At 63.8% G+C, this 10523-nt stretch carries 10 protein-coding genes; 6 read left to right on the top strand and 4 right to left on the bottom strand.

What is annotated here, in order from left to right; translation table 11 throughout:
- The first annotated feature begins 15 nt into the window (after window positions 1-15).
- From WCZ84_RS01355 to WCZ84_RS01345, 3 genes are read left to right on the top strand one after another with little or no spacing between them, the layout of a single operon-like run.
- A complete protein-coding gene (locus tag WCZ84_RS01355; protein WP_372684458.1) occupies window positions 16-1149 on the top strand; it encodes a glycosyltransferase in 1134 nt (377 codons plus the stop codon).
- Window positions 1146-1865 (top strand): polysaccharide deacetylase family protein, encoded by a 720-nt coding sequence (locus tag WCZ84_RS01350; protein WP_372684457.1) that lies wholly within the window; start codon window positions 1146-1148, stop codon window positions 1863-1865. Before WCZ84_RS01355 ends, WCZ84_RS01350 begins: the two co-directional genes overlap by 4 nt.
- Entirely contained in the window at window positions 1858-3024 is a 1167-nt protein-coding gene (locus WCZ84_RS01345) for a glycosyltransferase family 4 protein (RefSeq protein WP_372684456.1), read from the top strand. The genes WCZ84_RS01350 and WCZ84_RS01345 overlap by 8 nt, the downstream gene beginning before the upstream one ends.
- On the opposite strand, the gene WCZ84_RS01340 is transcribed toward WCZ84_RS01345, so the two are convergent.
- A complete protein-coding gene (locus WCZ84_RS01340) occupies window positions 3007-3771 on the bottom strand; it encodes a YdcF family protein (RefSeq protein ID WP_372684455.1) in 765 nt (254 codons plus the stop codon). The genes WCZ84_RS01345 and WCZ84_RS01340 overlap by 18 nt on opposite strands.
- A gap of 2 nt (window positions 3772-3773) precedes the next feature.
- Window positions 3774-4718: a glycosyltransferase family 9 protein gene (locus WCZ84_RS01335; RefSeq protein WP_372684513.1), complete on the bottom strand. Its 945-nt coding sequence runs from the start codon at window positions 4716-4718 to the stop codon at window positions 3774-3776.
- A 149-nt stretch (window positions 4719-4867) separates the two neighbouring features.
- Here WCZ84_RS01335 and msbA point away from each other — a divergent pair, with 149 nt between their 5' ends.
- Window positions 4868-6661, top strand: a complete 1794-nt coding sequence (gene msbA, locus WCZ84_RS01330; RefSeq protein WP_372684454.1) for a lipid A export permease/ATP-binding protein MsbA — start codon at window positions 4868-4870, stop codon at window positions 6659-6661.
- 16 nt (window positions 6662-6677) lie between these two features.
- A complete protein-coding gene (locus WCZ84_RS01325) occupies window positions 6678-7109 on the top strand; it encodes a hypothetical protein (RefSeq protein ID WP_372684453.1) in 432 nt (143 codons plus the stop codon).
- On the opposite strand, the gene rng is transcribed toward WCZ84_RS01325, so the two are convergent.
- On the bottom strand, window positions 7110-8585 hold the full coding sequence (gene rng, locus WCZ84_RS01320; RefSeq protein ID WP_372684452.1) for a ribonuclease G: 1476 nt from the start codon (window positions 8583-8585) through the stop codon (window positions 7110-7112).
- A gap of 188 nt (window positions 8586-8773) precedes the next feature.
- Between rng and WCZ84_RS01315 the strand changes: the two genes are divergently transcribed.
- Window positions 8774-9355: a YrbL family protein gene (locus tag WCZ84_RS01315; protein ID WP_372684451.1), complete on the top strand. Its 582-nt coding sequence runs from the start codon at window positions 8774-8776 to the stop codon at window positions 9353-9355.
- 9 nt (window positions 9356-9364) lie between these two features.
- Here the strand turns inward: WCZ84_RS01315 and WCZ84_RS01310 are convergent, their stop codons facing one another.
- On the bottom strand, window positions 9365-10207 hold the full coding sequence (locus WCZ84_RS01310) for a polysaccharide deacetylase family protein (RefSeq protein ID WP_372684450.1): 843 nt from the start codon (window positions 10205-10207) through the stop codon (window positions 9365-9367).
- Window positions 10208-10523: the final 316 nt, after the last annotated feature.

The raw sequence follows: 10523 nt of genomic DNA, 5'->3' as shown, positions 1-10523 counted from the left end.
GGCATCGTGGATGGCATGAAGATTCTCTACACCAATTTTCACCCGCGCAACGGCGGGGGCCATGCTACGTATGTGGCCAACCTGGCGGCCTGCCTGCAGGGCGAGCATCAGGTTATGGTGGCAACGCCCGCCAGCAGCCGGTTGTATGCGCAGGTTGGGCAGGTGCCAGGGGTGCGCGCGATTGCAGCCGCTTTCAGTACGCGGCTGGCACCCATGCTGGTCGAAGTCGCGCGCCTGCGCCGCCTGCTGCGCCGTGAGGCGTTCGACATCGTGCACGTGAATGGTTCCGCGGATCATCGACAGATCATGCTGGCCTGTCTTGGCCTGCGCCAGGCGCCACGGATTGTGTTCACCAAGCACAATACGATGCGGCTGGACAGCGTCGGCAACCGGATCCGGGCGCGGCTGGGGACCGATGGCGCCATTGGGGTCAGCGACTTCGTCAGCCGGCTGCTGCGGCGGTCTCCGTATGTGCGCGTGCCCATACGGACCATCCGGCATGGGGTCGACACAGATCGGTTTCGCCCACGGGACGCCGCCTGGGTGCGTGCACAACGCCAGGCGCTACTGGGTACGCTACCCGGTGGGGTCCTGGTGCTGGCCAGCGTCGGCGGCACGGACCGCGACAAAGGATGGCTGTATCTGGCGCGGGCACTGGCTTGCTTGACCCCGGAACAGCAGGCGCGCTTTCGCGTGCTCGTGGCCGGTGATCCGCTGCGTGGGCGCCTGCTCGAGGATTTTCAGGCCTTGGGGCTGGACCATTGCGTGAAGTTTCCGGGGCTGGTCCGTGATCCCGAACGCATTCTGGCGCTGGCCGACGTCGGTTTCGTGCTGTCCGACCACGAGGCCTGCTCTTTTGCGGCCTGCGAGTCGCTGGCGACGGGCCTGCCGACCCTGGTGTCCGATGCGGGGGGGCTGCCGGAAGTCGTGCGCCACAGCGAAGATGGCTGGGTGGTTCCGGCGGGCGATGTTCTGGCCCTGAAAGAATGGTTGCTGTCGCGCCTGCGGGAGCCGCTGCCTGGCACGATGGCGCTGGCCGCCCGGGCTCGGGCGCTGGACACTTTTTCCATGGCGGTATTCGCCCGCAATACGCAGGATTTCTACCACACGTTGATCGCCCCCGGGGTGTCGGGACGGACTGCTTCATGATCCCCATTCTCATGTACCATCAGATCGACCAACCGGCACCCCGTGGGACGCCCTACCGCGGTCTGACCGTTCATCCCCGCAGTTTTCAGCGACAGATGCGGTGGATGCGGCGCCTGGGCTATCAAGGCCTGTCCATGCGCCTGCTGATGCCGTATCTGACAGGCCGTAAAAAGGGCCGGGTCTTCGGCATCACCTTTGACGACGGCTATGACAACGTCTTGCGGCACGCCGCGCCGGTGCTGGAGGCATGCGGTTACCAGGCCACCAATTACTTTGTGATGCGTCGGCTGGGCGGCACCAATCAGTGGGATCATGCTGAAGGCGTGCCCAGCGCCGCGCTGATGGATACCGCCGGGCTGCGCGAGTGGGTGGCCCTGGGGCATGAGGCAGGCTCGCATACCCTGACCCATCCCGTCCTGACCCGGGTATCGCCCGAGCAGGCGGCCCGGGAAATCCGTGATTCCCGCGACGTGCTCGAGCAGTTGGTGGGCGAACCCGTACGGGCGTTTTGCTATCCCTACGGAAAACTGTCTGCGCAACTGGTGGATCTCGTGCGGGCGGCGGGCTACGACAATGCGACCACCACCCAGCGCGGTCTGGTGCGTCCAACGGACGATTTGTTCACCCTGCCGCGTGTGGCCGTGATGCGTTCCACCCATCTGCTGCGATTTCTGCAGAAATGCCTCACCTCACTAGAGGACGGCAAGCGTGGCTGATCGACCGGACCTATCGATCGGTTTCGTGGTGGACCGGTTCGGTTCGCGTTTTGGGGGAGCCGAAGCCTATGGTCTCGAGCTGATGCGCGAACTGCACGCCCGGGGGCACCGGATCACCGTGTACGCCCGGGACTACGACCCTGAGTGTGGCCTCGATCTGCCTTTCGTGGCGATCCGGATCTCGCGCCACTGGCCCAGCTGGGTGCGCGTCTGGCTGTTTGCGCGCCGCGCGGCGCGCCTGGTTCGCGCACGGCATGACATCGTGCATTCGCACATGAATGGCTGGTGTGGCGATATCGAAGTGGTACACGTCACCCCCGTGCGTACCCGCTGGTGCCAGGGATCGCTCCCCCGACACAAGCGTTGGCTGGCCCGCTTCAGCCTGCGGGTTCAGACTTACCTGCATCTCGAGGCACGCCGTATGGCACAGCGGGCCGGCCATCGGGTCGTTGCGGTATCCCGGCTGATTGCCAGCCAGCTAGAACAGGCGTATGGCCTGAATGCCGTACCCATCATTCCTCCCGGGGTTGCCGAGGTTCCGCCGACCACTGCCTCGGAGCGCGCGGCGCTGCGGGCAGAACTGGGTCTGCCCAGCCAGGATACCTTGTGTCTGCTGGTCGCGCGCAACCCCATGCGCAAAGGCTTGCCGACCGCGTTGCGGGCCATGGAAAGCCTGCCGGACGACACGCATCTGCTGGTGGTGGGGGCCAATGCGGCGGCGCGCGATCATGTCGCCCGGGCGCCCGAAGCCGTCCGCCGGCGGGTTCACCTGGTCGCGCAGACATCCCGCGTCGAGCCGTATTACCGGGCGGCCGATATTTATGTGCACCCCACGCTGAACGACAGCTTTGGCATGGCGCCCCTCGAGGCCATGGCATTCGGCTTGCCGGTCATCCTGAGCCCAATGCCCTGGTGTGGCTTTGCCCAGTATGTGACGCATGAACAGGACGCGTTGATCTTGCCGCATCCTGAACGACCGCAGGCTCTGGCCGACATGGTATTGCGCCTGAAGACGGATCCGCAGCTGGCGCAGCGGCTGCATTCGGGGGCGCAGCGTGTGCTTGCGCGCCATGCCTGGCCGGAAGTGGCGCGCCAGTACCTGGATCTCTATGCACACGTGCTGCGCGAGAAAAACCCGGGCTCAGGCCCAGCCGCGTAGCCAGTACACCAACAGGCCCAGGTATTCTTTGATGATCGATCGGCTGGCCTGCAGGCTGCGCCCGTCGGGGAGCCAGGCATAAAACGGATGCCGGTCGGGGCGAATGATTTGAGCGGGCGAGGGCGCGGCAACCGGTTCGAGCCCCAGCTTGCGAAAGCTGGCGACGGCGCGTGGCATGTGCAGAGCCGATGTCACCAGAAAAAACGAATCAATCCCCAGCTGGCGCAGCAATTCGGCTGAATACAGGGCGTTTTCACGGGTGGTGAGGCTGTGGTTTTCCAGCACCAGGGCGCTCGGGGGGATCGCCTGCTGTTCGAGTGTCGCTGCCATCAGTTGCGCTTCGCTCACGCCGCCATCGAGGGCGGCGCCCGATACGATGATCAGCGGCGCCTTGCCAGCCAGGTAGAGTTCGGCGGCAGTATGGGTCCGCGTGTGGACTTTGTGCGGATCGTAGGGTTCGAACCAGTTGGTGCGGCCATTGGCGGTATGCCCGCCCAGCACGACGATCGCCTGCCGGGGTGTGGCGTCCCCAGGGCGTAGCGTAGGATATCGTTGTTCCAGACAGGCGCCGGACCAGAGCGATGTGATCGGCAAAGACCACAAAAGCACCCACGCCGCTGCGCCCCCAGCCATGCACAGCGCACTTTTGCGCCAACGCAGCGCCCAGACCGCCAGGGCAAGCAGCAGCAGTACCGCAGCCAGGTTCCACGGCAGAATCAGCTGGGCAAGCAGTGCGGAAAAAGACATGCTCAGCCTGCGGGTTGCGGGCCGGTTGGATGAAGCGATGAAGGGGTGCCGGCCAGCCGCTCGCAGGCGTTTGAAAGCACTTCATCCAGGGTTGGCCAGGCGCGCCATTGCCCCAGGCGTTGGGCCTTGTTGGACCATGGGCCGGTACGGGCGGGCTGGGTGACGCCAAACAGGGTGATTTGTTGTGCGCCAGCGGCGGCGGCCAGGTGTGACACCCCCGAATCGTTACAGATCACCAGGGCAGCCAGGCGCGTCAGCACGGTGAAAGCCCCGAGCCCCAGAGCGGGCAGCAGGGTAGCCGTGGGCACCGCATGACGGGCCGCCGCCTGTTCGCCAGCGGGCGGCGCCATTACGACCGTATGGCCTCGCGCCTGCAGCGCGCGGGTCAGGGCATCGAAATGGGGCCATACCTTCACCTGACCCTTGTGCAGGCCCGTGGCCGTGGGCGCGATCAACACGAACCGACCCGTGGCCAGGCCGGTTCGGGCCAGCGCCTGCATGGCGCTGGCCCCGTGGGATTCAGCCGCCATCCAATGCAGTTCGGCGGCCGGCTCGACAGGCGGCGCCTGCAGTTGCCAGCGCATGAGCGCTTGGCGGGTGAGGTGATGCCAGGCCTGTACGGCATGCAGCGCCTGTGCAGGCTTGCGGATCGGCCAGCGCAACAGCAGGCTGCGGCCGTCGTCGCGGTAGCCTGCGCTTGGGATGCCGGCAAAGCGGAAGCTCAGCGCGCTGGATAGCGAATCTGGCAAAAGCAGGCCCAGCGGCCGATGACCCCGGAATTCGGCCCTGGACCGAAGCAGGGCCTTGCGATTCTGCCGCCATGAGGCTTCCATGACGACGAATCCCGCCAAGGGGTAGGCGGCGAGAAAATCCCGGGCCCATGCCCGGGCGCACACCACCAGTGGCAGATCCGTGGCACGCAGGGCATCCAGGCTGGGCAGGCTCATGCAGACGTCGCCGACCCAGTTGGGCAGGCGCACGTACAGAATGGGTTGGGTGGCGGGTGACAATGCTGCGGCTCCCGGCCCGCGGTCAGGGCCATTCGTGGCGGCGGGCTAAAATGCGTGATTTCCAAGTATATAAGAGAGTGTGCCGGGTGAAGACCATTCACGACAAGCCCTCCCACGCCCATCCTGTCCGTCGCGAACTTTGGCTCTACATCTACAAGCGATTGGGCAGAGACTGGAAGGCGGCTCTGCTGGCCATGGGGTTGCTGGCCATCACGTCCGCCACGCAGCCGCTGCTGGCGATCATCATGAAGCCTCTGCTCGACGAAGGGTTCACTGGTGACAAGCCGTCGTACATCTGGTCGATCCCGCTGGCGGTGGTCGGCATCATGCTCGTGCGCAGCGTGTGCTCCTTTTTTGGTTCCTACCTGATGTCGTGGGTGGCCAACAACATGTTGCTGGGGTTGCGCCGCGACATGTTCGAGCGTCTTTTGGGGATGTCGGACGCGCAGTTCCGCGCGGCCGAACACGGGCGCCTCTTGAACCGGTTTACCGTGGATGCCGGCCGCGTCAGCTATTCGGCGGCGGACGTGCTGCAGACCACGGTCCGAGAAACGCTCACCGTGCTGGCCCTGCTTGCCGTCCTGCTGTATATGTCGTGGCAGTTGACGTTGATCGTACTGATCATGCTGCCCATGTCGGTACTGACGGCGCGCTACTTCATCCGGCGTCTGCGTCGCATCAACCGCGACACCATCAACATGAATGCCGAACTGACCCGGGTGGTCTCCGAGGGCATTGCGGGGCAACGGGTCATCAAGCTTTTCGACGGCAGCGCAAAAGAACGCGAGCGGTTCGCGTATGTGAACGCGCGGCTGCGCCGTTTTGCCATGCGCGCTGCGTCCGCAGATTCGGCATTGTCGCCCATCTCGCAGTTCTTCGTGGCGCTGTCGGTGGCCGCAGTGGTCTCTGTCGCCTTGTACCAGGCCAACCACGAGGGCCTCACCGTAGGCAGTTTCGCGGCGTTCATGGCGGCCCTGGGGCAGATTTTCGACCCGCTGAAGCGTCTGACGAACATTGCGGGGCCGACACAGCGCATGCTGGTGTCGGCTGAAAGCGTGTTCGACCTGATTCGCGAGCCGGTGGAACACGAAACCGGGCAGCGCGAGATCACCGAGCGCCTGCAAGGGCACATCGCATTTCGCGGCATCCATCATCGGTTTGCCGATACGGCCCACAATACACTGGACAACATCAACCTGACGGTGCATGCCGGGCATACGGTGGCGCTCGTCGGCCGTTCGGGCAGCGGCAAGACGACGCTGGTCAACATGCTGCCGCGGTTCGTGGAACCAACCGCCGGGGCGATTACCTTGGATGGGGTGGATATCCGCGAGTTCAGGCTGAGGGCTTTGCGCTCGCAGTTGTCGCTGGTCAGCCAGGACGTGGTGTTGTTCGAGGGCACCATCGCCGAAAATGTCGCCTATGGCGTGTCTGCCCAGGTGTCCGAGCAGCGTATTCATGATGCCCTGGCTGCCGCCAGCCTGCTCGAATTCGTGCAGACGCTGCCGCAAGGCATCCATACCCAGGTCGGCGCCAATGCCAGCTTCCTGTCCGGCGGGCAACGCCAGCGCCTGGCGATTGCCAGGGCGCTCATCAAGGATGCGCCCATCCTGATTCTGGACGAAGCCACGTCCGCCCTGGACAATGAGTCCGAGCGGCAAGTCCAGCAGTCCCTCGAGCACTTGATGGCTGGGCGCACCACGCTGGTGATCGCGCATCGGCTGAGCACGGTGCAAAAGGCAGACCGCATCCTGGTTCTGGACCACGGGCGCATCGTTGAAGAAGGCACGCACGTGGATCTCCTGGCCCAGAATGGGTTGTATGCGAAGCTGTATCATCTGCAGTTCGAAGAATCGCATACGCCTTCCCCTGAATCCTGACCTCGCGGAGCCCACCATGAAGATCTGGTCGATTGTTGCCCTTGCACTGCTGCTGCCAGCTTGCACCGCTACGCCTCCGGGCCTGCAGGTGGATCGGCTGGAGACCGAGCGCTACCTGGTCACCGAGCGCCGCCGCCTGCCGATCGATTTCCCCGATGTGCAAAAAAATCTCTTCAAACATGAGCGCGAGTGCGGCATACGCTATACCTTCGAAATGCTCCCGAACGAGTCGGCCTTTGCCCGGGTGGTCTACCGGCCCGAGCCGGATTCCGGCTGGGAGGACTCGGTGGTGCTGTCCCTGGTGCGCCTGCATAACACCACGATCAACGTTACGGCCTACAGCTATTACCCGGGGCAGCTGGAGCGCGCCCTGGAAATGATCACCGCATTCATGAAGCCAGGAACCTGCGAGGCCGATCGCAGCTGGGAAAATAAGCTGGATGACTGATCACAGCAGCACGATGTCGTATTGTTCCTGGCTGTAGCTGCCTTCGACGGCCAGCGATATGGGTTTTCCTACGAAATCACCCAGCATGGCCAGATGCTGGCTTTCTTCTTCAAGAAACAGGTCGATCACGGCTTGCGCCGCCACGATACGGAATTCCTTGGGATCGAACTGGCGGGCTTCGCGCAAGATTTCGCGCAGGATCTCGTAACACAAGGTGCGGGCGGTGCGCACCGAGCCCCGTGACTGGCAGGTCGGGCAGATCTCGCAGAGCTGGTGGGCGAGTGATTCCCGCGTGCGCTTGCGCGTCATTTCGACCAGGCCAAGCTGGCTGAAACCACTGATGGTCGTACGGGTGCGGTCCCGGGCCAGCGCCTTGGCAAGCTCCGCAAGCACGGCTTCCTGGTGGCCCGGATCATCCATGTCGATGAAGTCCAGCACGATGATGCCGCCCAGATTGCGCAGCCGCAATTGGCGGGCAATGGCGACGGCCGCCTCGAGGTTGGTCTTGAATATCGTGTCGTTGAAGTTGCGTCCACCCACGAAGCCGCCCGTGTTCACATCGACCGTCGTCAGCGCCTCGGTTTGATCGATGATCAGGTATCCGCCCGATTTCAGCCCGACCCGCCTGGAGAGCGCATTCGCGATTTCCTCGTCCACGTTGGCCATGTCGAACAGGGGCCGGTTGCCCCGGTAATGGTGGATGCGGTCGCGCACGGACGGGGTGTAGCGCTCGGCCCAGTCGAGCAGCTCTTGGGTGATGGTGCGCGAATCCACGGTGATGGATCCGGTTTCGGGGCCGACCATGTCGCGCAGGACCCGCTGGGCGAGTGTGGGCTCGATGTAGATGGCTGAGGGCACGGCTTGCTGTTTGATACGGGCCTGTATGTTCGCCCAGAGGGTGCGCAGATAATCCAGATCCGCCAGCAGCTCGGCGTCCGTGGCGCCTTCGGCCTGGGTACGGACGATGAAGCCACCGGCTTCGTCTGGCCCCGCCAGTGCCTGGATTCGGCTGCGCAGGGCCGTGCGTTCTGCTTCGTTTTCGATTTTCTGGGAGATCCCGACATGCGGTTCATGTGGCAGGTAGACCAGCATGCGTCCAGCCAGACTGATGTGCGTGGCCAGCCGCGCCCCTTTGGTGCCCATCGGGTCTTTGATGACCTGGACGAGAAGCGTCTGGCCTTCGAACAGCAGCTTTTCCATTGGGGTGGTCGCGACCGGCTCGGGCTGGCTGCGCGCCTGGCGATTTTGGCGCAGATCCGAGACGTGGATGAAGGCGGCGCGTTCCTGGCCGATATCGATGAACGCGCTTTGCATGCCCGGCAATACACGCGCCACCCGCCCAAGATAGAGGTTGCCGACCTGGCCGCGCTGCATGCTGCGTTCGATGTGCAGTTCCTGGACGATGCCCTGGCTGGTGATCGCAACGCGGGTTTCAAAGGGCGTGACGTTGATGAGAATGTCTTCTTGTACGGGCATAAAGTGTGCCTAGGGTTTGAAGTGGGGGGTGGCCGACGCAGGCAGGCGGATGCATTTGGTATTATCCATCACGAACCGATTCACTACGAATCGAGGCCGGGCGGGTGATCGGCGTTCAAGGAGTGCACGTGGGCTTATTTAGAACGGGCCCGGATCTTTCGTCCGGGTGGCGTGCCGATGGGGTCGATGTGCTGGTGTTGCGCGAATTGGTCGGCACGGGCAATGACCGGTCCTGTTGGCGTCATCCAGGCAACCCTGCCTGGTGCGTCAAAGTGGCCAAGCCCGAGCAGGAACGGCCGCAGAATGAAATCGATGCCCATTACGCACGCCACCTGGCGCGGCGCAATATCCGCGGGCCTCATATGCCCGAGGTACACGGCTGGGTCCAGACGGACCGTGGTCCGGGCCTGGTCTTCGACCTGATTCAGGAGCCCGATGGCACACCTTCGCCGCCGCTGCTCAAGGCGGTACTCAGCGGGCGGGTGAGCACCGATCAGGCCCGCGAGCTGATCGACGAGGCGTTCGGGTGGTTGGTCGAGCAACGTGTGCTGTTGGTGGATTACGGGATCGACAATCTGTTGATACAGACGCGGTCCGACGGGCGTCGCTTCCTGGTGTTCGTTGATGGTCTCGGCGCGCGGAAATTCAGCCTGCGGTATTGGTTTCATCGTCGCTTCTGGCCGAAAGCGGTGTGGAAGGCGCAGGAGTTCCGCCTGAAGACTTTGGCGTTGCTGGATGAAGCGCTGGCGCATCAGGCGCCGAAAAGGTGAATCACTCGCTCAGTGGCGCGCATCGCTGCGCGCCTTCCGGGCGTTGTACAGCGGTGCCAGCGTGGGGTGGGTCGCCAGCCACAGGCGTTGTTTGAGCCAGCCCCAAGCCCGGTTGCGTGCGGCGAACCGATAAACGTACCCTGGGTTTCCACCCGGTTTGTTCTGGCCGCGGGCGTCGGTGGTGTAGAGGCAGTCGAAGCCATTGTCGCGGGCCACCGCCAGGTAATCGGCATCGAAATACCCCTGTGGCCAGCACAAGTGGCGCGAACTGGCTCCCAGCTGCTGCTGCAGCGCGGCGCGTGACGCGAGCAGATCCTGGTTCAGGCTGGAGATTTTCTCGGCGGCAGAGGGGCTGACCCGGTCCCAGCGGGTATGCGTATGGGTGTGGCTGTGGATTTCGAAAGTGCCCGCCTGTTGCATGGCGCGTATCTCATCCCAGCGCAGCATGACCTGATCCCGCTCGGGGCGGAACATAATCGCCTTGGCCTCGTGGTGTGACGGGCATACTGGCAGCGCGACGTTCTTCTGGCCGGCATGGGGGCGTATCGGGCCGTCGCCGATTAGGCCTGTGACGGCGAACAGGACGGCATGCAGGCCATGATGCTCGAGTATGGGATGGGCATAGACCCAGTTGTCCAGGTAGCCGTCGTCGAAGGTGAGCAGCACAGATTTGGGCGCTACCGGTTCACCCGCCAGGAAGGCGAAAAACTCGTCGGCCTGCAGCGTACGCCAGCCGTTTTCGACCAGCCCCCGCATCTGGCTCTCGAATTGTCGCGCTGTTACTGCCAGCGAACCGGGCTGGTCGGTGACGTGGTGATACATCAGTACAGCCACGTTATGTGCGGATTTCATCTGCGGCTCCGAAGCGGATCGACCTGAGAGCCCGAAACGGCCGGGCTGCGATCGGATCACGGATCAAGCGCATGATACCGTATCCGATTTGCCTTTCGCGCGGTTTTGCGCGGTTCTTGCCCGGTGCCATTTGGCGTGCTATATTCCTGTTTCTTTGCGGTTCAGGGCAGGGTTAACCCTTGCGCTGGTGGTCTTTTGGGGCGGTGCGGGGCTGTGGCCCGGCACGGTGTTCCGGGGCACTCTGGCGTGCTGGACGGCAAGGCAAGCGCAGCAGGGTCAAGTTTGACATTGAACGATGTGAATGGTTTAATGGCGG

The organism is Castellaniella sp. (assembly GCF_041675725.1).
GTDB lineage: Bacteria > Pseudomonadota > Gammaproteobacteria > Burkholderiales > Burkholderiaceae_B > Castellaniella.
Note: the sequence above shows the minus strand (reverse complement) of the source record. Positions and strands in the feature narration are given on the sequence as shown.

Bases quoted from the DNA above. Each gene is read 5' to 3' on its own strand.
- WCZ84_RS01310 (WP_372684450.1), bottom strand. From the start codon at position 10,207: ATGAAATCCGCACATAACGTGGCTGTACTGATGTATCACCACGTCACC.
- rng (WP_372684452.1), bottom strand. From the start codon at position 8,585: ATGCCCGTACAAGAAGACATTCTCATCAACGTCACGCCCTTTGAAACC.
- WCZ84_RS01340 (WP_372684455.1), bottom strand. From the start codon at position 3,771: ATGTCTTTTTCCGCACTGCTTGCCCAGCTGATTCTGCCGTGGAACCTG.
- WCZ84_RS01325 (WP_372684453.1), top strand. From the start codon at position 6,678: ATGAAGATCTGGTCGATTGTTGCCCTTGCACTGCTGCTGCCAGCTTGC.
- WCZ84_RS01355 (WP_372684458.1), top strand. From the start codon at position 16: ATGAAGATTCTCTACACCAATTTTCACCCGCGCAACGGCGGGGGCCAT.
- WCZ84_RS01350 (WP_372684457.1), top strand. From the start codon at position 1,146: ATGATCCCCATTCTCATGTACCATCAGATCGACCAACCGGCACCCCGT.
- WCZ84_RS01335 (WP_372684513.1), bottom strand. From the start codon at position 4,718: ATGAGCCTGCCCAGCCTGGATGCCCTGCGTGCCACGGATCTGCCACTG.